The sequence below is a fragment of the Prauserella cavernicola genome (assembly GCF_016595675.1).
GTDB classification, from domain to species: Bacteria; Actinomycetota; Actinomycetes; order Mycobacteriales; family Pseudonocardiaceae; genus Prauserella_A; species Prauserella_A cavernicola.
Genome location: NZ_JAENJH010000004.1, coordinates 52474 through 76409, shown reverse-complemented (window position 1 = coordinate 76409; position 23936 = coordinate 52474). Strand labels below are relative to the sequence as shown.

Below are 23936 nucleotides of genomic sequence, written 5' to 3'. Positions count from 1 at the left end.
GTGTCTGAAAACGCTTTCTTGCAAGCGCTTTCAGTAGAGACGGAGTTGTCATGACTGGGTTGCTGCTACCCACCAGGGACGGCACGCTCGAGAGCTGGTCGCCGTCCGGACGCACGGTTCCGGACGCTCCGGCCGAGCCGCCGCGCTCGCGCATCGCCTACGCCGCCGCCCACGTCGTCGCCGACCCGCTCTCCCCCGGCGACCCCGCGCACTCGGTGGTGCTCGACTGGGACACCACGCTCGCGTTCCGCCACCACCTGTGGTCGTGCGGACTCGGGGTCGCCGAGGCCATGGACACCGCCCAGCGCGGCATGGGGCTCGACTGGGCCACCACGCAGGAGCTCATCCGGCGCACCGGCGCCGCGGCGAGGTCCACCGGCGGTCGCTGGTGCGCGGGCGTCGGCACCGACCAGCTCCCGCCCGGTCCCTCCACTGTGGACAAGGTGGTGGACGCGTGGCGGGAACAACTCGCGCTCGTCGCCGCCGAGGGCGCCACCCCGGTGATCATGGCCAGCCGTGCGCTGGCCGCCGCCGCGTCCGGGCCCGAGGACTATCGCTCCGCGTACGGCAAGCTGCTCTCCGGTGCCGAGGGCAAGGTGTTGCTGCACTGGCTCGGCGAGCAGTTCGACCCCGCGCTCGCGGGCTACTGGGGCCACTCCGACGTCCGCGCCGCGGCGGCCGAGCTGGCCGCGCTGTGCACCGAGCACGCCGACGTCATCGCGGGAGTGAAGGTGTCCGTGCTGGACGCCTCCGTGGAGACCGAGTTCCGCCGCGCGCTGCCCGAGGGCGTCGCCTGCTACACCGGCGACGACTTCAACTACCCGGAGCTGATCGCGGGTGACGAGCAGGGCCACAGCGAGGCGCTGCTCGGCATCTTCGACCCGATCGCGGCGGTCGCGGGCGCGGCACTGGCCCGCCTCGACGCGGGCGACACCGCGGGCTTCTCCGAGCTGTTCGACCCGACGGTGCCGCTCTCGCGCGAGATCTTCCGCGCGCCGACCAAGCACTACAAGGTGGGCGTGGTCTTTTTGGCCTACCTCAACGGCCACCAGTCGCACTTCCGCATGGTCGCCGGCTTGGAGTCGGCACGCTCGATCGCGCACCTGTCCGACGTGCTGCGCCTCGCCGACGCGGCGGGCGTGCTGGCGGATCCCGAACAGGCGGTGGCGCGGATGCGCCCGCTGCTGACCGCGGCGGGGGTGTCGTGATGGAACGGCTGAGCCTGAACCAGATCACCACCAAGCGCTGGTCGCTGGCCGAGGCCATCGAGGGCTGCGCCGCCAGCGGCGTCGGCTGGATCGCGCCGTGGCGCGACAAGGTCGCCGAGATCGGTGTCGAACAGGCCGCGAAGCTGCTCAAGCAGCACGGGGTGCGGGTGTCGTCGTTGTGCCGTGGTGGGTTCTTCACGGGCGTGACGCCCGATGGGTCCCCTGTGGACGGCGTCGCCGACACGCGCGAGGCCATCGACGAGGCGGCCGCGCTGGGCACCGACGTGCTGGTGCTCGTGGTCGGCGGCATCGCGAACAACGACCTGGCGGGCTCGCGGCAACGCGTGGCCGACGCGCTGGGCGAGCTGGCGCCGTACGCGCTGGAGCGTGGCGTGCGGCTGGGGCTCGAGCCGCTGCACCCGATGCAGTGCGCCGAGCGCTCGGTGCTCTCCACACTGGACCAGGCGCTGACGCTGGCCGAGGAGCACCCCGCCGAGGCGGTGGGCGTGGTCGTCGACGAGTTCCACGTCTGGTGGGACCCGCGCGTCGAGGAGTCGATCGCGAAGGCGGCGGGCCGCATCCTCGGCTTCCACGTGTGCGACCAGCTGGTGCCGCTCACCGACACCTTCCTGGGCAGGGCGCTGCCCGGCGACGGCCCGATCGACCACCGCGGGCTGCGCGCGTGCGTCGAGGCGGCCGGCTACCAGGGTCCGATCGAGGTCGAGATCTTCAACGCCGAGCTGTGGGCACAGCCAGGTGACCAGGTACTTCGCCAGGTCATCGACTCCTACGCCGAGCACGTGGACTGAGTCTGGAGTCGCGGCCGGAATTTTCCTGGAATCGTGGTTTAGGGGTCGGGCCTCCCGGGTAGACGTTCGGACACGTTCTGCCTCGGGAGGCCGGCATGGCCCAGGAAAATCCACTCGACGACATGTTGAGGGCCTGGCGCGACGACATCGACAGCGATCCGTTCCCCGTCATCAGCGATGTCGTGCTGCCCCGGCAGACCCGGCGCAAGCTTCGGAATGACTCCCGTCACACCTCGCACCGCACGGACCGGCCGAACATCGATCGGACCTCGACAACTCCCTGACCTGCACCGCCCGGCAACCTCGACCTAGGTGTAACTCGGGGTACTGTGGCGGCTGTGACGACGAAGCTTGCCGACCACCTGAGCATCGGACAGGTATCGGACCGCAGCGGCGTGCCCCACACGGCGCTGCGGTTTTACGAGGACCGTGGGCTGATCTTCTCCGAGCGCTCCGCAGGCAACCAGCGCCGGTACCCCCGCGCCGTGCTGCGGCGCATCGCGTTCATCCGCGCCGCCCAGCGCGTGGGGCTCAGCCTGGAGGAGATCGGGCAGGCGCTGGCGTCGCTGCCGAAGGACCACGCGCCGACGAAGGCGGACTGGGCGCGGCTGTCCCGCAACTGGCGCGACGAGCTCGACGCCAGGATCGACGCGCTGCAGCGGCTGCGCGACCAGCTCACCGGCTGCGTCGGCTGCGGCTGCCTGTCCCTGCGCACGTGCGGCCTGCACAACGTGGACGACAACCTCTCGCGCTTCGGGCCCGGCGCCCCGTTGCTCAAGCCCACCAGCGAAGGCGGCATCTGAGCGCGTAAAGCGCTTGCGGTCGAGGTCGGCATCGTGGGCCAATGGCTCCGGACATGAAAGAACACGACCTCATCCGCATGTCCAAGCGGCTTTCCCTGCATCTGCGCCACGCGCCCGAGCGCATCGGCATCGAACTCAGCGACGACGGCTGGGTGGACGTCGACGAACTGCTCGCCGCTCTCGGCAGGCACGGACTCCGCCTCACCCGGGCCGAGCTGGCCGAGGTGGTCGAGCGCAACGACAAGCGCCGCTACGCCTTCGACGACTCGGGCGCCCGCATCCGCGCCAGCCAGGGACACAGCGTCGGCGTGGAGCTGGGACTCCCGCTCGCGACGCCACCACCCACGCTCTTCCACGGCACGGTCGCCCGATTCGTGCCCGCGATCCTGCGGGAGGGCCTGCGGCCCATGCGCCGTCACGACGTCCACCTGTCCGCGACCGAGGCCACGGCCCGCGCGGTCGGCGCCCGCCGCGGCGGACCCGTGCTGCTGGTGGTGGACGCCGCCGCGCTGACCGAGGCGGGACACGAGTTCCGGTTGAGCGCCAACGACGTCTGGCTCACACCCCACGTCCCGCCCGCCTTCCTGCGCCAGCTGCGGTGAAGGGCACCTTTACTGCGTTGAACGCGGGAAAGGTGCCCTTCACCGCATCGGTGAGCTCGGGCTGGCGGGGCCGCAGTCAGGGCCTCGGGGATCGGCGGCGGGGGCGGCCCAGCAGGCGCCTGCCCGCGGCCATGAGGTGCTCGCGCAACGTCTCGTCGTCGATCTCGGCGTTCTCCTCGCCGCCGCCCGCGAGCGCGAGGCCGCCGAGTACGACGTGGACGGTGATCTGGTCGGCGAGCGTGGGATCGGGACCGACGAGCACGCTCATCATCCGCGTCTTGAAGTTCTCAGCGCCCTTGAGCGAGCGTTCGATCGCGCGCTGGATGCCGGGGTCGCTGTTGAACAGCGCCACGAGCGGACGGTGCCTCACGACGAGATCGACGAAGCCGACGAGTGCGTGCTCGATCTGCGCGCCCCGCGTGCGCTGCGCCGCAGCCTCGTCGATGACCGTCTCGAACTCCGCCAGCGCCGGGGCGGCGACGGCCTCGGTGATCTCGTCCTTGGTCTTGAAGTGGTAGTACACGGCGGCTTTGGTGACGCCGAGGTCCGCCGCGATCATCTGCAGCGACGTGCCTTCCACGCCGTGCAGGGTGAACTGTCTCAGCGCGGTGGCCAGCAGACGTGACCTGGTGTCCTCTGTGGTCGTGCCTGCGGTCATCGATCCTCCTCACGAGCAGCACGACAGTACGCCCCGGCCTCCCGGGCGGCAAACCCCGATACCTGCCGATCGGCTAGCTCGCCACTTGCTGTTCGGCAAGTCACACACTTGCCGATCGGCTTGGCCGCTCCTAGCCGATCGGCTAGCTTGTGCGTAACTCGATCGTGTGAACCACAGCAGAAACGGAGCCCGTTGTGGCCCTCTTTCTCTCCCGGCTCGGCCGCTTCTCCTTCCGGCGGCGCAAGCTCGTCGCCGGACTGTGGGTGGTGCTGCTCGCCGGGCTCGGCCTCGGCGCCGCGACCCTCTCGGGACAGCTGACCAACTCGGTGACCATTCCCGGCACCGAGTCGCAGCGCGCCATCGACCAGCTCGAAGAACGTTTCCCCGAGGCAGGCGTCGGCGGAGCCACCGCGCGCGTCGTGCTCGCAGCGCCGGAGGGCGAGACGCTCGACCGCGAGGCCGTGGCAGGAGTGGTCGCCTCGCTGCAGGACGCGCCCAAGGTGACCGCGGTCGTCGATCCGTTCCAGGCGCAGTCGGTGTCACCGGACGGCCGCGTCGCGCTCGCGCAGGTCAGCTACTCGGTCCCGGGCTTCGAGCTCACCGACACCGACCGCGAGGCACTGCTGGCCGCGGCCGATCAGGGCCGCGACGCGGGGCTCGAGGTCGAGTTCGGCGGCGACGCGCTCCAGCCCGTGTTCGAGACGCAGGCCACCGAAGTGCTCGGCGTCGTCGTGGCGGCCATCGTCCTGGTGATCACGTTCGGCTCGCTGATCGCCGCGGGACTGCCGCTGCTGACCGCGCTGATCGGCGTGGGCGTCGGCATGGCGGGCATCCTCGTCGCGTCCGGCCCGATGGAGCTCAGCTCGTACTCGCCGGTGCTCGCGCTGATGATCGGCCTCGCCGTCGGCATCGACTACGCGTTGTTCATCGTCTCGCGCTACCGGCACGAACTACGCGACGGACGCGCACCCGAGGACGCCGCGGCCCACGCCGTGGGCACCGCGGGCTCGGCGGTGGTGTTCGCGGGACTCACGGTGATCATCGCGCTGTCCGGGCTCACCGTCGTCGGTGTGCCGCTGCTCGGCGAGATGGGTGTCGCCGCGTCGGTCACCGTGGCCATCGCGGTGCTGATCGCCGTCACGCTGCTGCCCGCGGTGCTCGGCTTCGCCGGGATGAAGGTGTTCGCCGGGCGCGTTCCCGGCCTGCGCAAGACCGAGCGTTCCACGCGGCCCGCGGGCGAACGGTGGGCGTCGTTCGTGGCGCGGCACCGGGTGCTCGTGCTGCTGGGCTCCGTCGTGGCGCTGCTGGTGATCGCGATTCCCGCGCTGTCCATGCGGCTCGGCCTGCCCACCGACGAGACGGCGGGCCCCGAGACCACCCAGAACAAGGCCTACAACCTGATCAGCTCGGGCTTCGGTCCCGGCGCCAACGGTCCGCTGGTGGTCGTCATCCAGACCGACGAGGACCCGCAGGGCGCGGTGCAGGCCGCGACCGAGCGCATCGGGGCGCTCGACGGCGTCGCGGCCGTCACTCCCCCGCAGCTCAACCCCGCCGGCGACACCGCACTGCTCAACGTGATCCCGCTGAGTGGGCCGAGCAGCGAGGAGACCGAGAACCTCGTCAGCGACATCCGGTCCGAGGCGGGCGAGCTGCGCGACTCGACGGGCGCGGACATCTCCGTCACCGGGCAGACCGCGATGAACATCGACGTCTCCCAGAAGATGGCCGACGCGCTGCTTCCCTACCTCTCGCTCATCGTGGGGCTCGCGTTCATCCTGCTGATGCTGGTGTTCCGCTCGGTGGTGGTGCCGCTCAAGGCGACGCTCGGCTTCCTCGGCTCGGTGGTGGCCGCGTTCGGCGCCGTCGTCGCCGTGTTCCAGTGGGGCTGGCTCAGCGACCTGCTCGGCGTGGAGTCGACGGGGCCGATCATGTCGATGCTGCCGATCCTGCTCATCGGCGTGCTGTTCGGGCTCGCGATGGACTACCAGGTGTTCCTGGTGACCCGGATGCGCGAGGAGTACGTGCACGGCGCCGAACCGGGCACGGCGGTGATCACCGGCTTCAAGCACGGTGCCCGCGTGGTCACGGCCGCGGCACTGATCATGATCAGCGTGTTCGCCGGGTTCGTCCTCGCCAAGGAGTCGCTGATCCAGTCGATCGGCTTCGCGCTGGCCTTCGGTGTGGCCGTGGACGCGTTCGTGGTGCGCATGACGCTGGTGCCCGCGGTGATGTCGTTGCTGGGCAAGCACGCGTGGTGGCTGCCGAAGTGGCTGAACCGCATCCTGCCCAATGTGGACGTCGAGGGCGAGAAACTCGCCAAGCGCGAGGGAGAGCGAGCCCTCGAACCGGTGTAGCGGTCACGAAAACAGGGCCCGTCGCCGCGAAGGTCGATCCTCGCGGCGGCGGGCCCTGTGTCGTGTGAGTACCTAGGCCAGCCAGGCCACGGCGCCGCCGATCGACAGCAGCGCGGCGAAGGTCAGCACCGCGGCGAGTCCGCGCGAGCCGTTCCTCCACGTGCTCCAGACGCCGCCCACGAGGAAACCCGCGACGGCCAGCAGCAGAAGTGCCACCCACTGACCCGACATCTACAGCACACCCTTCGTGGAGGGGATCCCGCCCGCGCGGGGATCCGGTTCGGTCGCCGCGCGCAGTGCCCTGGCGACGGCCTTGTACTGGGCTTCCGCGATGTGGTGCGGGTCGCGGCCGTACTCGACGCGGACGTGCAGCGCGATCTGCGCGTGGAACGACAGCGAGTCGAACACGTGCCGCGTCAGCACGAACGGGTAGTTGCCACCGATCGTGAACGTGCTGAACTGCTCCGGCTCGCCGACGTGCACGCAGTAGGGCCTGCCGGAGACGTCGATCGCGGCGTGCGCGAGCGTCTCGTCCATGGGGATCCAGCAGTCACCGAAGCGGCGAATGCCTTTCTTGTCGCCGAGCGCCTCGCGGATCGCCTGGCCCAGCACGATCGCGGTGTCCTCGACGGTGTGGTGGGCGTCGATGTGCACGTCACCCTCGGCCGCGACCGTGAGGTCCAGCGACCCGTGCACGCCGAACGAGTGCAGCATGTGGTCGTAGAACGGCACCCCTGTCGACACGTCGACAACGCCGGTACCGTCGAGATCCACCTCGACGCGGATCGACGACTCCTTGGTGGTGCGCTCGATCTTGCCTACCCTGCTCACCTCGGGACCTCCTTGCTCGCCCGCAGAAAGGCGTCGTTCTCCTCCGGCGTGCCGACGGTGACCCGCAGGTGCCCTTCGACGCCGACGTCGCGGATCAGCACTCCGCTGTCCACATAGGCCTGCCAGCTGGCCTTCGCGTCGGTGAACCGTCCGAAGAGGATGAAGTTGGCGTCGCTGGGCACCGGCGAGAAACCGAGGCCGCGCAGCTCGTCCACCACCCGGTCACGTTCCGCGGCGAGCTTCGCCACCGACGCCAGCGTCTGGTCGGCGTGGCGCAGCGCGGCGCGCGCGGCGGCCTGCGTGAGGCTCGAGAGGTGGTACGGCAGGCGGACGAGCTGCAGCGCGTCCACCACCGCCGGCGCGGCGGCCAGGTAGCCCAGCCTGCCGCCCGCGAACGCGAACGCCTTGCTCATGGTGCGCGACACGATGAGCTTGGCCGGGTACTCCTCCAGCAGCGTCACCGCACTGGGCTGCGCCGAGAACTCCGCGTAGGCCTCGTCCACCACCACGATCCCGGGAGCCGCACGGAGCACGGCCTCGAGCTCACCGTGCGGGATCGAGCCGCCGGTCGGGTTGTTGGGACTGGTCAGGAACACCACGTCCGGCGCGCGCTCGGCGACGATCCGCGCGGCGGCGTCGGTGTCGAGTGTGAAGTCCTCACGACGCGGCGCAGGCACCCAGTCCGTGCGCGTGCCCGCGGCGATGATCGGGTGCATCGAGTACGACGGCTCGAACCCGAGCGCGCTGCGACCCGGGCCGCCGAAGGCCTGCAGGATCTGCTGCAGCACCTCGTTGGAGCCGTTGGCCGCCCACACGTTGCGCTCGGTGAGCGCCACCCGCGTGGCCACCGACAGGTACGCCGCGAGCTCGTCGCGCAGGCGCAGCGCGTCGCGGTCCGGGTAGCGGTGCAGCTCCGCGGCCACCTCACGGACGGCCTCGGCGACGTCGGCGACCAGCTCGGGCGGCGGCGGGTACGGGTTCTCGTTGGTGTTGAGCCGCACCGGCACGTCGAGCTGCGGAGCGCCGTACGGGCTGCGGCCGCGCAGGTCCTCGCGCAGCGGCAGCTGGTCCAGCGTCACCGCGTCGACGGCCGACACGACCTCGGCGGGCGCGTCCCCGGCGGCGCTCACGCGGCGCCCTCCGGGAACCGTGCGGTGACGGCCTCGCCGTGAGCGGGCAGGTCCTCGGCGTTGGCGAGGGCCACCACCTTGCCCGCCACCTCGCGCAGCGCCTCGGCGCTGTAGTCGATCACGTGGATCCCCTTCAGGAAGCTCTGCACCGACAGGCCCGACGAGTGCCGGGCGAAACCACCGGTCGGCAGCACGTGGTTGGAGCCCGCGCAGTAGTCGCCGAGCGACACCGGCGCGTACGGGCCGACGAAGATCGCGCCCGCGTTGCGCACGCGCGCCGCCACGGCGGCCGCGTCCTCGGTCTGGATCTCCAGGTGCTCGGCGGCGTAGGCGTCCACCACGGCGAGCCCGTCGTCCACAGTGGAGACCAGGACGGTGCCGGACTGCCTGCCGTGCAACGCCTCCGTCACGCGCTCGGTGTGCTTGGTGGCGGCGACCCTGCGGACCAGCTCCGCGTCGACGGCGTCGGCCAGCTCCGGCGACGTCGTGACGAGCACGCTCGCGGCGAGCGTGTCGTGCTCGGCCTGACTGACCAGGTCGGCCGCCACGTGCGCCGGGTCGGCGGTGCCGTCGGCCAGGATCGCGATCTCGGTGGGACCTGCCTCCGAGTCGATGCCGATGATGCCGCGCAGCATGCGCTTGGCGGCGGTGAGGTAGATGTTGCCCGGCCCGGTGACCAGGTCCACGGGCTCGAGCTCGGCGCCGTCGGTGTCGGTGCCGCCGTAGGCGAGCAGCGCCACGGCCTGCGCCCCGCCGACCGCCCACACCTCGTCCACGCCGAGCAGCTCGGCCGCGGCGAGGATCGTCGGGTGCGGCAGCCCGTCGAAGTCGGCCTGCGGCGGCGAGCACAGTACGAGCGAGCCCACCCCGGCCGCCTGCGCGGGCACCACGTTCATCACGACGCTCGACGGGTACACCGCGAGCCCGCCGGGGGCGTAGAGCCCCACGCGACCGACCGGAACCCAGCGCTCGGTGACGGTGCCGCCCTCGGCGACCGTGGTGGTGACGTCGGCGCGCCGCTGGTCGGCGTGCACCACGCGCGCCCTGGCGATCGACTCCTCGATGGCCTCGCGCACGGCGGGGTCGAGCCCGGCGAGCGCGCGCCGCAGCTCGTCCGCCGGGACCCGGACCGACGAGGGCCGGACCCGGTCGAACCGCTCGGTGTACTCGAGCGCGGCCTCGGCGCCGCGGTCACGCACCGCCTCGACCACGGGACGCACCTGATGCAACGCCGCGTCCACGTCCACCTCGGCGCGCGGGAGCACCGCGCGCAGCTGTCCAGGTGCCGGGACACGACCTCGCAGGTCGGTGCGGTTCAACATGCCCTCAAGGGTACGAGGTGAGCACTGCCACCCAGCTCACGGGCCTTGCCGCCCGTCGCCGCCCGTGCGCGCTGGCATACTGCCCCTACACCCGCGTGCGAGGAGGTCACCGTGCTCCGGATCGCCCTGTGCCAGCTCACGTCGAGCGCCGAACCCGCCGAGAACCTGGACCTGATGCGCGAATGGGTCGCCAAGGCCGCGGGCGAGGGCGCACGCGTGGTCGTGTTCCCCGAGGCGGCGATGGCGCGCTTCGGCGTGAAGCTCGGCCCGATCGCCGAGGCACTCGACGGCCCGTGGGCGCGGGCCGTGAGCGAGCTCGCGCGCGAACACGACGTGCTGGTGGTGGCCGGGATGTTCACCCCGGACGGCGAGCGGGTGCGCAACACGCTGCTGCTCACCGGCCTCGGCGTGCACCGGGGCTACGACAAGATCCACCTCTACGACGCGTTCGGCTTCCGCGAGTCCGACACCGTCGCGGGCGGCGACGACCTGGTCACGGTGGACGTCGACGGTGTCACGCTGGGTGTCGCGACGTGCTACGACGTGCGTTTTCCCGCCCTGTTCCAGGCCCTGGCCGAGTCGGGCGCGGGCGCCGTCGTGCTGCCCGCGTCGTGGGGAGCGGGTGAGGGCAAGCGCGAGCAGTGGGAACTGCTGGTGCGGGCCCGCGCGCTCGACTCGGGCACGTGGGTGCTCGCGTGCGGGCAGGCCGACCCGAAGGCCGCGGGCGTCGACGTGAACCCCAAGGCGCCCACCGGCATCGGGTACTCGACCGTGGCCGACCCGTTCGGCCGCGTGCACGCCCAGCTCGGAGCGGAGCCAGGACTGCTGGTGGCCGACGTCGACCCGGCCGTCGCCGAGAAGTCGCGCATCGCCACCGCCGTGCTGGCCAACCGCAAGATCCGCTAGCGGCCAGGGCGCCCGGGCACCGTGATGCCCTCCTCGATCGCCAGCCGGGTCAGCTCGGGCCTGCGGCGCCTGCCCGTCTTGTCGCGGATGCGGTCGAGGTAGGAGCGCACGGTGCGCACGCTGATCCGCATCGTGTCCGCGATGTCCTGGTCGCGCTCGCCCGCCGCCACGAGCGCGAGCACCTGCTTCTCGCGCTCCGACAGCTCCGCGCGCGTCGCGGCGTTGCGCTGCGCGGCGAGCACGAACGACGCGAGCGCGGGCGAGACGTAGGAGCCGCCCGCACCGATCTCGCGTACCGCGTCGAGGATCTCGCCGCCCTCGGCCTCCTTGGTGAGGTAGCCGCGGGCGCCCGCGGAGATCGCGCCGAGCACCTCGGACTGTCCGGCGTGGGCCGAGATCACGAGCACGTGATAGCCCATCGCCACCACCTGCCGCACCGCCGCGGCGTCGGCGAGGCCGCGCAGTTTGAGGTCCAGCACCACCACCGTCCCCGGCCGCTGGTCGCGCGCGGCGAAATGCCCGACCGACTCGGCGACGGCGCCCAGCTCGATGTCGTCGGCCTCGTACAGCACCCGCGCGAGCGCTTCGCGGTAGAGCGGGTGATCCTCGATCACCCCGACGACGACGGTCTCAGCCATGCACCTCACCCCACCCTCGCGCGCCCGAGCAGGGTATCGGACCCCGTGAGCCGCCTACAGGAAATCGCCACGACGCCCGTGGTCGTGACAGCTGGGACGGCGCTCTACTTCAAGTCCATCCCGAGATCCAGAGCCTGGGCCGAATGGGTGAGGCCACCGACCGCGAGATAGTCCACTCCGGACTCCGCGTAAGCGCGAGCGTTCTCCAGCCGCAGTCCGCCCGAGGACTCCAGCCGGGTCCGGGGCGAGGCCTCGTCCCGCATCCGCACCGCGCGCACGCAGTCCTGCGGCGTGAAGTTGTCGAGCAGCACCTCGTCGGCGCCCGCGGCGAGCGCCTCGGCGAGCTGGACCAGATCGTCCACCTCCACCTCGCAGGCGAGCCCGGCCGCGTGCTCGCGCGCGAGCCGCAGCGCCTCGGCGACCGAGCCCGCGGCGACCACGTGGTTGTCCTTGATCAGCACGGCATCGCCGAGGCCCATCCGGTGGTTCACGCCACCGCCGCAGCGCACGGCGTACTTCTCCAGCAACCGCAGGCCCGGCAGGGTCTTGCGGGTGTCGCGGATCGCGCAGCCCGTGCCCCGCACCGCCGACACCCACGCCGCCGTCGCCGTGGCGACGCCGGAGAGGTGACACACCAGGTTGAGCGCCGTGCGCTCGGCCGTGAGCAGTCCGCGCACGCTCCCGCGCACCACGAGCGCGGGCTTGCCCGCGACCAGCGGGGCGCCGTCCTCCTCGCGGGCCAGCACCTCGTAGGCGTCGCCGAGCACCTCGTCGAAGACGGCCAGCGCGGCGGGTACGCCGGCGAGCACGCCGTCGGCGCGGGGGGTGAGCTCGGCGATGGCGGTGGCCTCGGCTGGCACGGTGGCCGCCGTGGTGGCGTCGGGTCCGTAACGCAGGTCCTCCGCCAGCGCCGTGGTCACGACGCGGCGGAGGTCGTCGAGGTCGAGTGCGGTCACGCCGCTCCCTCCAGTACGGGGTCGGCCAGCACGGGCTGGCCGGACGGGCTGAGCTTGATCAGTTGGCTGCGCCGCCACGCGAGGTCGTCGCGGGCGGTGACGTCGGTGCGCACGTGGCAGCCACGCGACTCGGTGCGCCGCGCCGCGGCCGCGACGAGCGCCTGCGCGAGCAGGGTCAGCGCGGCGTCCTCCACCGCATCCTGCGTCCACAACGGACGGTCGGTGGCCGAGAGGTCGAGCACCGAGCCCGCCGCCGCGAGGCCGTCGGCGTCGCGGCCGATGGCGGCGTAGCGGCTCATCACGCGCTGCAACGCGTCGCGTTCGGTGACCGCCACCGGACCGGTCTCGGGCGCACTGCCGTGCTTGGGGTTGGCGAGGACGCCCGCGGCCAGGTCGGCGGCCACGGCCTCGGCGGCGCGCTCCCCCACGACGAGGCCCTCGAGCAGGCTGTTGGACGCGAGCCGGTTGGCGCCGTGCAGCCCGGTGCGCGCCACCTCGCCCGCCGCGTACAGACCGGTGACGCCGGTGCGCCCGTCGGTCCCGGTCACCACGCCGCCGCACGCGAAGTGCGCGGCCGGGGTCACCGGGATCGCCTCCCGCGCGGGGTCGGTGCCAGCCGCGACGCACGCCGCGTGCACCGTGGGAAAGCGGCGCGCGAAGCCGGAGATCGCCGTGGCGTCGAGGAAGACGTGATCGTCGATGCCGCCTGGCGCCTGCGCCATCCTGCGCGTGATGGCCGCCGACACGACGTCGCGCGGCGCGAGGTCGCCCAGCGGGTGCACCCCGCGCATCACGGGCTCGCCCGCGCCGTCGAGCAGCACCGCGCCCTCGCCGCGCACCGCCTCGGTGACCAGCGGGCACCGGCCGCGGGCGCCCGGCGTGTAGAGCACCGTGGGGTGGAACTGGACGAACTCGATGTCGGCCACCACCGCTCCCGCGCGCAACGCGAGTGCGAGGCCGTCGCCGGTGGCGATCTCCGGGTTCGACGTCGCCTGGTAGAGCTGGCCGTAACCGCCGGTGGCGAGCAGCACCGCGGGTGCGCGCAGCACCCCGGGGACCCCGGCGGGGTCGAGCACGGTGACACCGGCGACGTCACCGGCCGGCGTGCGCAGGGCGTCCACCGCGAGGTGGCGTTCCAGCACGGGAATCCCGTGCTCCCCGGCCGCCGCGACGAGCGTGCGCTCCACCTCGGCGCCCGTCGCGTCGCCGCCCGCGTGGATCACGCGGAACGCGCTGTGCCCGCCCTCGCGGGTGCGCGCGAGACCGGAGGCGCCCGCGTCGAACTCGGCACCCCTCGCGCGCAGCCGGGCGACCGCGGCGGGACCGGCACCGACGATCTCGCGCACGGCGCCGTCGTCGCAGAGACCCGCACCCGCCGTGATCGTGTCGGCCACGTGCGCGGCCACCGTGTCGCCCTCGTCGCGTTCCCCGTCGAGCACCACGGCGACGCCGCCCTGCGCCCAGCGCGTGTTGCCGTCGGCGACGCTGGCCTTGGTCACCACGAGCACGCGGAGCCCGAGCTCCCGCGCACGCAGTGCCGCGGTCAGCCCCGCGACCCCGCTGCCGAGCACGACCAGATCGGCCCGGGCCTCCCACCGAGGATGCTGTCGACGCTGTGGACGCCCGGTTTTCGCCTCATGATCGCTAACCGGACCGGTCATTCCCCGCCGCCAGGCTTGCCGATCTCGATCATCCGCTGCACGGACGCGCTCGCCCGTGCCGCGACGTCGAGGTCGACGTGCACCTCGTCGGCACCCTCGCGCAGCGAACGCAACAGCGCGGCCGGGGTGATCATCTTCATGTAGCGGCACGACGCCCGGTCGTTCACCGCGCGGAAGTCGATCTCGGGCGCGGCCTTGCGCAGCTGGTGCAGCATGCCGACCTCGGTGGCGACGAGCACCGACGACGCCTGCGTCTCCCGCGCCGCGTGCAGCATGTCGCCCGTCGACAGGATCTTCACGCGCTCCGGCTCCACCGCGCCCTCGCCCGCGAGGTAGAGCGCCGAGGTGGCGCAGCCGCACTCGGGGTGGATGAACAAGTCGGCCTCCGGCGACGCCGCGGCGCGCTCGGCCAGCTCGGGCCCGTTGATCCCGGCGTGCACGTGGCACTCACCTGCCCAGATGTGCAGGTTCTCGCGCCCGGTCACCCGCTTGACGTGCGCGCCGAGGAACTGGTCCGGGCAGAACAGCACGTCGCGGTCCTCAGGGATCGACGCCACCACGTCGACGGCGTTCGACGACGTGCAGCAGATGTCGGTCTCGGCCTTCACCTCGGCGGTCGTGTTGACGTAGGAGACCACGACCGCGCCGGGATGCTGCGCCTTCCACTCGCGCAGCTGCTCCCCGTTGATCGAGTCGGCGAGCGAGCAGCCCGCCCTCGCGTCCGGGATGAGCACGGTCTTGGCCGGCGCCAGGATCTTGGCGGTCTCCGCCATGAAGTGGACGCCGCAGAAGACGATCGTGGACGCGTCACTGGCCGCCGCGATCCGGCTCAACGCCAGCGAGTCGCCGGTGTGATCGGCGATCTCCTGAATCTCGGGGAGCTGGTAGTTGTGCGCGAGCAGCACGGCGTCGCGTTCCTTCGCGAGCCTGCGCACCTCCTCGACCCAGTTCGCATCGGCCTCGACACCCCCATAGGGAACGAATGCCTCCGCCTGCACCGTCATGTCGATCCTCCGGTTGCCTCCGGTAGTTTTCGCCTTATAATCGAAAACTGTGCGGTCTCATATTAACAGCACCAACCCCCTGGCACACGAGGTCCTTGCGGCCGTATTGCAGGTGCGTTACGACACACTGCAGGTCTTGCTCTGGCGGCGGGCGCTCGATCCCCACCTCGGTCGCTGGTCGTTGCCGGGCGGCAGACTCCGCCCCGACGAGGACGTCGAGACCTCGATCCGCCGCCAGCTCGCCGAGAAGGTCGACATCCAGCAGCTGACCCATGTCGAGCAGCTGTCGGTGTTCAGCGACCCGCATCGCGTGCCAGGGCCGCGCGTGGTCGCCACGGCCTTTCTCGGATTGGTCCCCTCCGGCGTCGATCCCGAAGTGCCAGAGGACACCGCGTGGCATCCGGTCGACTCACTGCCGCGCACGGCCTTCGACCACGAGGCGATCGTGCTCGGGGCGCGCGACCGCCTGTGCGCGAAGCTGAGCTACACCAACCTCGGCTTCGCGCTGGCACCACAGGAGTTCACGCTCTCCGAGCTGAGCGCGCTCTACTCGGCCGCGCTCGGTTACCGCGTCTCGGCGACCAACCTCCAGCGCGTACTCGCGCGGCGCGGTCTGCTGGTCCCCACCGGCTGCACTGCACCGCCGGGGAAAGCGGGCGGACGGCCCGCGGCGCTGTACTCGTTCGCACACGACGACATGCAGGTCACCGACCCGTTCGCGGTCTTCAAACCACCGGCACCGAAACAGGGTGCTCGTTCGCGAACGCGCGCGGCCCGCTCCGACGCCGTAACGTGAGGCCCGTGCCCGATTCGAGACCGGAAGGTGTGACAACCCTCCCCCTTTTCCCGTTGCAGACCGTATTGCTGCCGGGAGCCCACCTGCCGCTGCACATCTTCGAGCCGCGCTACCGGCAGCTCACGGTCGACCTCGTCAACGAGACGCTGCCCGACCGGCTCTTCGGTGTCGTCGCGATCAAGACCGCGCTGGTGCGCGAGGTGGAGGAGCTGGACCACGTCCAGCCGGTCGGCTGCGCGGCGGTGCTGCGCCAGGCCAAGCAACTGCCCGACGGGCGCTTCGACCTCGTCACCACCGGCGACCGCCGGTTCCGGCTGCTCGACATCGACGCGCGCGCGGCGCCGTACCTCGTCGGGACCGTCGAGTGGGTCGACGACCATCCGCTTCCCGACGGCAGTGCCGACGCGGCGGCCAGGCTGGGCGATCTGGCGAGGGCCTCCCACCACCGCTACTGCGCGTCGGCGTGGGAACGCGACGGCTGGAACATCCCGGATCCGGAGACCCGCGCGGAGGAGCTCGCCTATCTGCTCGCGGCCGACTGCCTGCTGCCCGTCGCCGATCGGCAGGCACTGCTCGAAGAACGCAACCCTTTGCGCAGACTCCGCACCGTATGCCAGCTGCTGGCGCGAGAAGCGGGTTTCCTGTCGGAACTCCGGGCGGTACCGGCGCCCTTCACCGAGGTGGACACCGAGTCGAAGCCGAGCCTGAACTGAGGGGTCGCTACGCGAGCCTGCGGCCGAGGTCGTCGCTGCTGTTCCACGTGGCGAGCAGTCCGTAGGCGGCCGCTGTCGTGAACGGCTGGGCGAGCAGCGTCCACCCGCTCTCCAGCACCGGGGCCTTCTCGATGATGTCGCCGACGGCAGGCGGGCCGGCCAGCGCGTACCGCCCCTCGGCGAAGGAGACGCCCATGCGGGCGCCGAGCCACGCGGCGAGCAGCGATCCGGCGACCGCGGCGATGAGCACCACCGGTCCCCGTCGCTCGCGCAGGAACCACACGGCGATGCCCACGATCAGCCCGGCGAACAGGCCCATGAGCAGAAAGATCGCGATGCCGTCGAACCGGTGCCAGCTCTCCAGCTGCAGCGGCACCGGGTCGGAGTCGGCACTGACCACCCGCATGCGCTGCGGCGGCGCGAGCAGCGACCAGACCCAGCCGAGCGGGATGCCGAGCAGGCCCACCATGGACAGCACACTGACCGCGGGCAGCAGATCCGCCTTGACGACCACCTTCGGCGGCTCGCGCCGCACCCCGGCGAACGCCTGGGCGAACCACGTGGCCTCGGCCTGCTGGTCTGGCACTCCCGGCCCTCCTCTACCCCCGCCGGTTCCTCACTCGGCGTGACTCAGCCTAACCGGTCGCCGTGCCGGAGTTCGCCGCGCCGTGCGCGTGCCGGATCACGTCTGTGCCGAGGCGCTGTCCGCGAAACAGTCGGGATCGAACTCGCCGCCGAACCACGGCGACAACCCGCGCCTGGCCTCTTCGAGGAATTCCTCGCGCGTCGCCGCGCCGAGCCCCTCGGGCAGCACACCGAGTAGCGGAGCACCCGCCGCCGCGGGCAGGTCGGCGAGGTTGCTGCGGGCCGCGAGGTCGGGTGCCGAAGGCCACGAGCCCACGATCACGCCCGCCACGTCGAGCCCGCGCCGCGCGGCGGCCTCGGCGGTGAGCGCGGTGACGTTGAGCGTGCCAGCACCCGCCTCGGCCACGATCAGCACAGGCGCGCCGAGCGACCAGGCGACGTCGGCGACGGTGCCGCCACCGGGATCGAACCGCACGAGCAGTCCACCGTCGCCCTCGACGAGGACCAGGTCGTTCTTCTCGTGCAGCTCGCCGGCGGCACGAGCGGCCTGCGCCGGGGTGACCGGCAACAGGCCGCTACGCCTCGCCGCGGCTTCCGGGGAGAGCGCGTCCGGATATCGGCGCAGCTCCCGGGTGTCGACGTCACCGGCCAGCCTGCGCACGTCGGCGAGGTCACCCGGTTGATCCGGGGCCACACCGGTCTGCGCGGGCTTGAGCACGGCAACGCCGTCGCCGCGGTCCCTGGCGAGTGCGGCGATCGCCGCACTCACCACGGTCTTCCCGACGCCGGACCCCGTTCCAGAGATCACCAGCACGGTCACGGCTCACGACACTAATACCGGCCGCTCGCCGCCTGTCAGCCGGTCTGCACCGGCGTCTCCGAGCCGGCCGACGCGAAGGTCGCGCGGTCGCCGTCGAGCAGGTAGACCTGCGCGTTGCCGACGTCGAAGTACATCCCGGTGAGCTGGAGCTCGCCCTTGCGCTCCGCCTCGGCGACCGCCGCGTACCCGCGCAGGTGGTCCAGCTGCTGGAGCACGTTGTGCAGAGCGAGCCGGTCACCCGGCAGATCCTGCACCGTGCCGTCGCACGTCACCGAGCCCTCCGCGCGGTAGCGCCGCACACTGGGTTCGCCGTGGCGCAGCCAGCGCGCGAGCGACGGCATTCCGCCGGGGACGTCCCCGACGAGCGCCTTCATCGCCCCGCACGAGGAGTGCCCGCAGACCACGATCTCGCGGACGCCGAGCACGCTGACGGCGTACTCGATGGACGCGCCCACCGACGTGTCGTCCTCGGCGGTCTCGTGCAGCGGCTCGGGCACGAAGTTGCCGACGTTGCGCACGGTGAACAGGTCGCCGGGGCCACTGCTGGTGATCATGTTCGGCACGATGCGCGCGTCGGCGCAGGTGATGAACAGCGTGTGCGGATCCTGGCCGGTGGCGAGCCTGCTGAGCGTCTCCTGCACCAGCGGCGCGGTGCGAGCCTGGAACTCCGACGTGCCCCTGCGCAGCGGCTCGGTGCGCTGGCCGGGGATCTCCACCCCGTGATCCTTGGCCATCCACTCCGACCACGGCGCCAGCCATCGTGGCGCCGAGCGTGTGCCTGCGCCCCTGCGCACGGTCGGCGAGGCGGACTTGCCCTTGGCGAACCACGGGTGCCCGATCTCGTCCACCACCACGGTGCCGCCGGTGCGCTCGTGCGCCTGCTGCCAGCTGTGCAGGCATTCGAACGAGGCGTGGTCGAGGTAGTCGACCACCAGCTCCAGCGTCACCGACGTGCCCTCGGGAATCGAGTTGAGCACAGTGGACAGTCGCGGCACGGAGAGGAACGTCAGCGCGCCCTCGACGACGAGCCGCCGCTGCCTGCCCTCGCCCTCGAGGTGGATTCCGGACCACATGGTCCGGTGCAGCATCATCAGCAGCGACATCGCGATACCGATGAGGACACCGGAGAGCAGGTCGATCACGACCACGCCGAGCAACGTCACGACGTAGAGCGGCAGATCGCCGTGCTTGAGCACCTGCCGGATGTGAGCAATGTTCACGAGCTTGGCGCCGACGTGCACCAGCAGTCCGGCGAGCGCGGCGAGCGGGATGGACTCGATGAGCCCGGCCAGCGCCACCACGAACAGCACGATCCACAGGCCGTGCATGATCGCGGAGGCCCGCGTGCGCGCTCCGGAGGCCACGTTGGTGGAGCTGCGGACGATCACGCCGGTGATCGGCAGGCCGCCGAACGCGCCCGAGGTCATGTTGCCGACGCCCTGGCCGACGAGCTCGCGGTTGAGGTTGGCCCTCGGCCCGGTGTGCATCTTGTCCACGGCCACCGCGGACAGCAGCGACTCCACACTCGCGATCAGCGCGATGGTGAGCACCGCGATGCCGAACTCGAAGAAGCCGCTGTCGGGGAACTGCGGCACGAAACCGAGCTCCAGCACGTTGCCGGGCAGGTCGACCCGCTCGGCCGAAGCACCCGTGGTCACGGCGAGCACCGTGACGACCGCGATCGCGGCCAGCGGCCCCGGCACCTTGCGCACGGCGGCGGGCAGCTTGCCCCACACCAGCAACATGGCGATGGTCAGCAGTCCCAGTAACGCGGCGGTGTCGTGCAGGTTGATGATCTGGCTCGGCAGTTCGAGCACGTTGTCGACGGCGGAGCTCTGCGGCTCGCCGCCGAGCACGATGTGCAGCTGGCCCAGCACGAGCGTCACACCGATCCCGGCCAGCATGCCGTGCACGATCGCCGGGGAGATGGCGAGCGCGGCACGAGCGACGCGACTCAGTCCGAAAAGGACCTGGAGCGCGCCGGCGCACACGGTGATCGCACAGGTGACGACCCAGCCGAACTGGTTGATGGTCTCGGCCATCACGATCGTGAGTCCCGCCGCGGGACCACTCACCTGCATCGGTGCGCCGCCGAGCGCACCCGCGACGACGCCACCGACGACAGCGGCGATCAGGCCGGCCACGATCGGGGCGCCGGAAGCGAGCGCGATCCCCAGCGACAGCGGCACCGCGACCAAAAAGACCACAAGGGAAGCGGGGACGTCATAGCGCAGGATCGTGCCCAGCAACTCTCGGGGACGAGCGCGCACGCCTTCACTCCCCTCGTTGGTTCGATCGACGTTCCGCGTCATGGATCACCCTCCTGGTAGGCGACAGTTGCGAAGGCTCTTCACATTGAGTGGATGCCGTCCGGGGTCGTCGTCGACCGCGGAGAGCCAGAGCGCTCCCGGTGGACTGCAACCAGATAACCCGACAGTGCGTGATTTGTCCGCTATCGAAAAATCTTCTCATGATCTCTTCATCCGCCTGTCACTACAAAGAGGACACCAGGCCGTGAACGGATCCCGCGAGAAGTGGTCTAGATCTCACTCGATTATTGATATAGCAGGAAAAACTGACAGCACAGGGTGATCAACGATCATGATGATTAATCGCAAAACCCGATAAGGTGATCTTGTCGAGATCGCGCCACTCGCGCGGTCTGAACCAGGACTTCAGTAACACGCGCAACCTCAGTGTCACATAGTTCTCGAGGCAGTGGCGGCCATATCCGCGTCGGCCCGCGCCAGCCCAACTCACACGGACCATACGTCCACAAAGGATCCGGCGCGGGCCGACGATCACACCAGCCGCACGCGCAGGGACTCGAGCGCGTGCACGAGAGTGCTGTCGCGCCAGCGCAGCCGATCCGTCGCCTCGGCCAGAGCCAGCCCGGGGAACCGGTCGAGCAGCCTGCCGATCGCGATCTCCCCCTCGAGCCGGGCCAGCGGCGCACCGACGCAGTAGTGGATGCCGTGGCCGAACGCCAGATGCCCGCCCGTCTGCCGGGTGAGATCGAGCCGCTCGGGTTCGGGGAAGCGCTTCTCGTCGCGGTTGGCTGCCAGCAGCGACACGAACACGAGCGCGTTCTCGGGGATCTCCACGTCGCCGACGCCGACCGGTTCGCTGGTGAAGCGCAGGGTCGCGATGTTGATCGGACCGTCGAAGCGCAGGAACTCCTCGACCGCGCCCGGCAGCAACGAGGGGTCCGCCCGCAGCGCGTCGAGCTGGTCCGGCGCGCGCAGCAACGCGAGCACGCCGTTGGCGATCAGGCTCACGGTGGTCTCGTGGCCCGCGACCAGGAGCAGGAAGGCCATCGACACCAGCTCGGCCTCCGAGAGCTGGTCGCCCTCGTCGGACACGTGCACCAGGTCGGACAGCAGGTCCTCGCCCGGCGTGGCCCGTTTCCGGTCCAGCAGCGCGGTCAAGTACTCGGCCAGCTCCTTCGACGCCGTCCCCGCCTCCTGCGGGCCGCTCGCCGTGATCAGCGACGCCGACCAGGCCCGGAACTTCTCGCGGTCCTCGGCGGGCACCCCGAGCAGCTCGCAGATCACCGTGACGGGCAACGGAAACGCGTAGGCCTCCAGTAGGTCGGCCTCGTCGCGGCCCGCAAGGTCGTCCAGCAGCTCGTCGGCGATCTGCTCGATCCGAGGGCGCAGCCGCGCGACGGTACCGGCGGTGAACGCCTTGGTGACGAGCCTGCGCAGCCGCGTGTGATCCGGCGGGTCGCTGTTGAGCAGGTGCTCGGACAGCAGCAAGGTGCTCGGGCTGGCCTGAGCACCGCTCGCGGCGCGCAGGTTGGCGAACAGCTCGGGCCGCGTGCTCGCGTCCTTGTGCAGTCGCGGGTCCGACAGCAGGGCCTTGGCCTCGGCGTAACCGGTGACGATCCACGCGGGCAGGCCGCTGCGGCTGTGCACCGGCCGTACCGGCCCCTCCTCGCGCAGCATCCGCGCGATCGTGTGCGGATCCTGGACGAACTCCTCGCCGAGTCTGCTCGGTGCGCTCACTTCGGCCTCCCTGCCGTGGTCGATCACCATCACCCCGTCCAACGGATCAGCGGCGCCGCGGGTGCCCGTCGATCAGTCGTCTCGTGGCCTGCGATACGCGCTGGCACGCCAAACCTCGACGGACGCGGGACGAAGTTCCACTGTGGACTACCCCTGACCAGCCTCCGCGCGTGGGCACGATCGCCGCACGGTGACCCGATCGGATGCATCGCAGCGACCGGCGCGTGAATCGCGACGCACCATCGCCTTTTACGATGTGCCGGTGCCCGCCTGCGCCGATCCGACGGTGACCCAGGACCTCCGCGAGCTCGTGCTCACCGAGGTGTCCCGATGAGCGCGCGGTACCGGCCGGTGTCACCGGAGCTGCTGGTGGAGGAGCTCACCGAGCGCATCGCGGAGCACGCCTCCGGCGACCGGGTTCGCGTCGCGGTGGACGGCGCGGGCGGCGGGCCCGCCGAGCTGGCCGACGCGCTCGTCGACCCACTGCGGGTGCTGGGCCGCGAGGTGCTGCGCGTGTCGGCGCACGACTTCCTGCGCCCGGCCTCGGTGCGGCTGGAGCGGGGTCGCCATGACCCCGACGTGCGCTACGAGGACTGGCTCGACCTCGGCGCGCTGCGCCGCGAGGTGCTCGACCCGGCGGGTCCCGGCGGCAGCGGGGCCGTGCTGCCCGCGCTGTGGGACCCCGAACGCGACCGCGCCTACCGCCTGCCCCGCACCGACCTGCCACCGGGCGCGGTGCTGCTGGTGGACGGCGAGCTGCTGCTCGGCAGCGGGCTCGCGTTCGACCTCACCGTGCACCTGTGGCTCTCCCCCGCCGCGCGGGAACGACGGCTGCCGGCCGGGCAGCGCTGGGCACTGCCCGCCTACGAGCGGTACGAGCGCGAGGTGCGCCCCGTCGAGACGGCCGACGTCGTGGTGCGGATGGACCACCCGCGCAACCCGGCGGTGCGGGTCAGCCCGCGAGCGTGACCGGCGTGCCGTCGAGCATCGCGGCGAGCCGCCTGGCGAGGATGTCCCACCGCCAGTGCTCGCTGACCCACCGGCGGCCCTCCTGCCCCATGCGCCGTGCGCGCACCGGGTCGGCGAGCAGCGGGGCCACGGCGTCGACGAGCTGGTCGAGCCGCCTGCCGTCCACCACGTGGCCGGTCACCTCGTCGAGCACGGTCTCCGGCGCTCCACCCGAGTTGCCGGCCACCACGGGCAGGCCGGTGGCCGAGGCCTCCAGGTAGACGATGCCGAGCCCTTCCACGTCCAGGCCCTTGCCTCGCGTGCGCGCGGGCATCGCGAACACGTCGCCCGCGGCGTAGTGGGCCGGCAGTTCCTCCCACGGCACCGAACCGGTGAGCACCACGTGCTCCTCGACGTCGTTCTCGACGGCCAGTTGCCCGAGCCGCTTGCGGTGCGGGCCGCCGCCGACCAGCAGCAGTGCCGCGTCCGGCACGCGCTTGCGCAGCTCCGGCAGCGCACGCACGAGCATGTCCTGCCCCTTGCGCGGCACCAGGCGCGACACGCACACCACCACCGGCCGGTCCCCGAGGCCGTGCCGCTCGCGGATCTCCGCGCGCGCCACGTCGTCGGGCTTGAACACGTCCGGATCGACGCCGGAGGGCAGATGCTCGAGACCGGCGAGCGGGCCGAACGCGGCCGCGAACCGGCGGCGCGTGTAGTCGCTGACGTAGGTGACGACGTCCGCGGTGTCGCCGATGCGCCGCAAGGCCTGGCGTGCGGCGGGAACCATGGACCAGCCGACCTCGTGGCCGTGGGTGCACGCGACCACGCGCTGCGCTCCGGCTGTCCGCAATGGACTGCCGAGCAACGCGAGCGGGGCGGCGGCGCCGAACCAGACGGCCTCACAACCGCGTGCGCGCAGAATGTCCTTGGCGCGCCCCAGTACGTCGGGCGTCGGCAGCATCAGAGAGGTGGGATGCCGGACGACCTCGAACGGGGCCTCGGCGTCGAACTTCCGGTGCGAGCCGGAATCGCGCTCCCACGACGGCGCGTAGACCACCAGGTCCTCGGCGGGAAGCCGGGTGGTCAGAGCGTGCAGATAGGACTGGATTCCACCAGGCCGGGGCGGGAAGTCGTTCGTCACCAAGAGCGTGCGGCGCATGGCTGGAGACTATCCCGCCCCGG

At 71.6% G+C, this 23936-nt stretch carries 23 protein-coding genes; 9 read left to right on the top strand and 14 right to left on the bottom strand.

What is annotated here, in order from left to right:
- The first annotated feature begins 50 nt into the window (after positions 1-50).
- The 4 genes from JHE00_RS18125 to JHE00_RS18110 all read left to right on the top strand — a co-directional run bounded on the left by JHE00_RS18125 (position 51) and on the right by JHE00_RS18110 (position 3422).
- Positions 51-1208 (top strand): dihydrodipicolinate synthase family protein, encoded by a 1158-nt coding sequence (locus JHE00_RS18125; RefSeq protein ID WP_200319532.1) that lies wholly within the window; start codon positions 51-53, stop codon positions 1206-1208.
- A complete protein-coding gene (locus JHE00_RS18120; RefSeq protein ID WP_200319530.1) occupies positions 1208-2017 on the top strand; it encodes a sugar phosphate isomerase/epimerase family protein in 810 nt (269 codons plus the stop codon). Before JHE00_RS18125 ends, JHE00_RS18120 begins: the two co-directional genes overlap by 1 nt.
- 338 nt (positions 2018-2355) lie before the next feature.
- Positions 2356-2820 carry a redox-sensitive transcriptional activator SoxR gene (gene soxR, locus JHE00_RS18115; protein ID WP_200319528.1) on the top strand — a complete coding sequence of 155 codons (465 nt, stop codon included), beginning with the start codon at positions 2356-2358 and terminating at the stop codon, positions 2818-2820.
- 53 nt (positions 2821-2873) lie between these two features.
- Positions 2874-3422: an RNA 2'-phosphotransferase gene (locus JHE00_RS18110; protein ID WP_200320370.1), complete on the top strand. Its 549-nt coding sequence runs from the start codon at positions 2874-2876 to the stop codon at positions 3420-3422.
- A 76-nt stretch (positions 3423-3498) separates the two neighbouring features.
- On the opposite strand, the gene JHE00_RS18105 is transcribed toward JHE00_RS18110, so the two are convergent.
- The gene (locus JHE00_RS18105; RefSeq protein ID WP_200319526.1) at positions 3499-4080 is read right to left on the bottom strand and encodes a TetR/AcrR family transcriptional regulator; all 582 of its coding nucleotides are present in this window, start codon (positions 4078-4080) and stop codon (positions 3499-3501) included.
- Positions 4081-4274: 194 nt separating this feature from the next.
- Between JHE00_RS18105 and JHE00_RS18100 the strand changes: the two genes are divergently transcribed.
- Positions 4275-6434, top strand: a complete 2160-nt coding sequence (locus tag JHE00_RS18100; RefSeq protein ID WP_200319524.1) for an MMPL family transporter — start codon at positions 4275-4277, stop codon at positions 6432-6434.
- A gap of 72 nt (positions 6435-6506) precedes the next feature.
- Here the strand turns inward: JHE00_RS18100 and JHE00_RS18095 are convergent, their stop codons facing one another.
- Genes JHE00_RS18095 through hisD form a run of 4 tightly spaced genes read right to left on the bottom strand, consistent with a single transcriptional unit; the run spans position 6507 to position 9717 of the window.
- Positions 6507-6665, bottom strand: a complete 159-nt coding sequence (locus JHE00_RS18095) for a CG2302 family histidine operon protein (RefSeq protein WP_200319522.1) — start codon at positions 6663-6665, stop codon at positions 6507-6509.
- A complete protein-coding gene (hisB, locus tag JHE00_RS18090) occupies positions 6666-7265 on the bottom strand; it encodes an imidazoleglycerol-phosphate dehydratase HisB (RefSeq protein ID WP_200319520.1) in 600 nt (199 codons plus the stop codon). It lies immediately after the preceding gene.
- Complete coding sequence (locus JHE00_RS18085; protein WP_372440469.1) at positions 7262-8395, bottom strand: histidinol-phosphate transaminase; 1134 nt, start codon at positions 8393-8395, stop codon at positions 7262-7264. The genes hisB and JHE00_RS18085 overlap by 4 nt, the downstream gene beginning before the upstream one ends.
- Positions 8392-9717 carry a histidinol dehydrogenase gene (gene hisD / locus JHE00_RS18080; RefSeq protein WP_200319518.1) on the bottom strand — a complete coding sequence of 442 codons (1326 nt, stop codon included), beginning with the start codon at positions 9715-9717 and terminating at the stop codon, positions 8392-8394. Before hisD ends, JHE00_RS18085 begins: the two co-directional genes overlap by 4 nt.
- A gap of 111 nt (positions 9718-9828) precedes the next feature.
- Between hisD and JHE00_RS18075 the strand changes: the two genes are divergently transcribed.
- Positions 9829-10623 (top strand): carbon-nitrogen hydrolase family protein, encoded by a 795-nt coding sequence (locus tag JHE00_RS18075; RefSeq protein WP_200319516.1) that lies wholly within the window; start codon positions 9829-9831, stop codon positions 10621-10623.
- On the opposite strand, the gene JHE00_RS18070 is transcribed toward JHE00_RS18075, so the two are convergent.
- From JHE00_RS18070 to nadA, 4 genes are all read right to left on the bottom strand, one after another.
- On the bottom strand, positions 10620-11261 hold the full coding sequence (locus JHE00_RS18070; RefSeq protein ID WP_200319513.1) for a LuxR C-terminal-related transcriptional regulator: 642 nt from the start codon (positions 11259-11261) through the stop codon (positions 10620-10622). The two genes, JHE00_RS18075 and JHE00_RS18070, sit on opposite strands and share 4 nt — an antisense overlap.
- Positions 11262-11365: 104 nt before the next feature.
- Positions 11366-12217 carry a carboxylating nicotinate-nucleotide diphosphorylase gene (gene nadC / locus JHE00_RS18065; RefSeq protein WP_200319511.1) on the bottom strand — a complete coding sequence of 284 codons (852 nt, stop codon included), beginning with the start codon at positions 12215-12217 and terminating at the stop codon, positions 11366-11368.
- On the bottom strand, positions 12214-13878 hold the full coding sequence (locus JHE00_RS18060; protein WP_200319508.1) for an L-aspartate oxidase: 1665 nt from the start codon (positions 13876-13878) through the stop codon (positions 12214-12216). Before JHE00_RS18060 ends, nadC begins: the two co-directional genes overlap by 4 nt.
- Positions 13875-14882: a quinolinate synthase NadA gene (gene nadA / locus JHE00_RS18055; RefSeq protein ID WP_200319506.1), complete on the bottom strand. Its 1008-nt coding sequence runs from the start codon at positions 14880-14882 to the stop codon at positions 13875-13877. Before nadA ends, JHE00_RS18060 begins: the two co-directional genes overlap by 4 nt.
- Positions 14883-14994: 112 nt before the next feature.
- Between nadA and JHE00_RS18050 the strand changes: the two genes are divergently transcribed.
- Positions 14995-15678, top strand: coding sequence for an NUDIX hydrolase (locus JHE00_RS18050; RefSeq protein ID WP_200319504.1), 684 nt, complete (start codon positions 14995-14997; stop codon positions 15676-15678).
- A gap of 5 nt (positions 15679-15683) precedes the next feature.
- Entirely contained in the window at positions 15684-16391 is a 708-nt protein-coding gene (locus tag JHE00_RS18045; protein ID WP_200319502.1) for an LON peptidase substrate-binding domain-containing protein, read from the top strand.
- A gap of 7 nt (positions 16392-16398) precedes the next feature.
- Here JHE00_RS18045 and JHE00_RS18040 read toward each other — a convergent pair whose 3' ends face one another.
- The 4 genes from JHE00_RS18040 to JHE00_RS18025 all read right to left on the bottom strand — a co-directional run bounded on the left by JHE00_RS18040 (position 16399) and on the right by JHE00_RS18025 (position 21833).
- Positions 16399-16977 carry a DUF2567 domain-containing protein gene (locus JHE00_RS18040; RefSeq protein WP_307831991.1) on the bottom strand — a complete coding sequence of 193 codons (579 nt, stop codon included), beginning with the start codon at positions 16975-16977 and terminating at the stop codon, positions 16399-16401.
- Positions 16978-17073: 96 nt separating this feature from the next.
- Positions 17074-17796, bottom strand: coding sequence for a dethiobiotin synthase (gene bioD, locus JHE00_RS18035; protein ID WP_200319500.1), 723 nt, complete (start codon positions 17794-17796; stop codon positions 17074-17076).
- A gap of 35 nt (positions 17797-17831) precedes the next feature.
- A complete protein-coding gene (locus JHE00_RS18030; RefSeq protein ID WP_200319498.1) occupies positions 17832-20108 on the bottom strand; it encodes a SulP family inorganic anion transporter in 2277 nt (758 codons plus the stop codon).
- A 489-nt stretch (positions 20109-20597) separates the two neighbouring features.
- Positions 20598-21833: a cytochrome P450 family protein gene (locus JHE00_RS18025; protein ID WP_200320364.1), complete on the bottom strand. Its 1236-nt coding sequence runs from the start codon at positions 21831-21833 to the stop codon at positions 20598-20600.
- A 300-nt stretch (positions 21834-22133) separates the two neighbouring features.
- Here JHE00_RS18025 and JHE00_RS18020 point away from each other — a divergent pair, with 300 nt between their 5' ends.
- A complete protein-coding gene (locus JHE00_RS18020) occupies positions 22134-22772 on the top strand; it encodes a nucleoside/nucleotide kinase family protein (RefSeq protein ID WP_200319496.1) in 639 nt (212 codons plus the stop codon).
- Here the strand turns inward: JHE00_RS18020 and JHE00_RS18015 are convergent.
- On the bottom strand, positions 22756-23913 hold the full coding sequence (locus JHE00_RS18015; protein ID WP_200319495.1) for a glycosyltransferase family 4 protein: 1158 nt from the start codon (positions 23911-23913) through the stop codon (positions 22756-22758). The genes JHE00_RS18020 and JHE00_RS18015 overlap by 17 nt on opposite strands.
- Between the last annotated feature and the right edge of the window lie 23 nt (positions 23914-23936).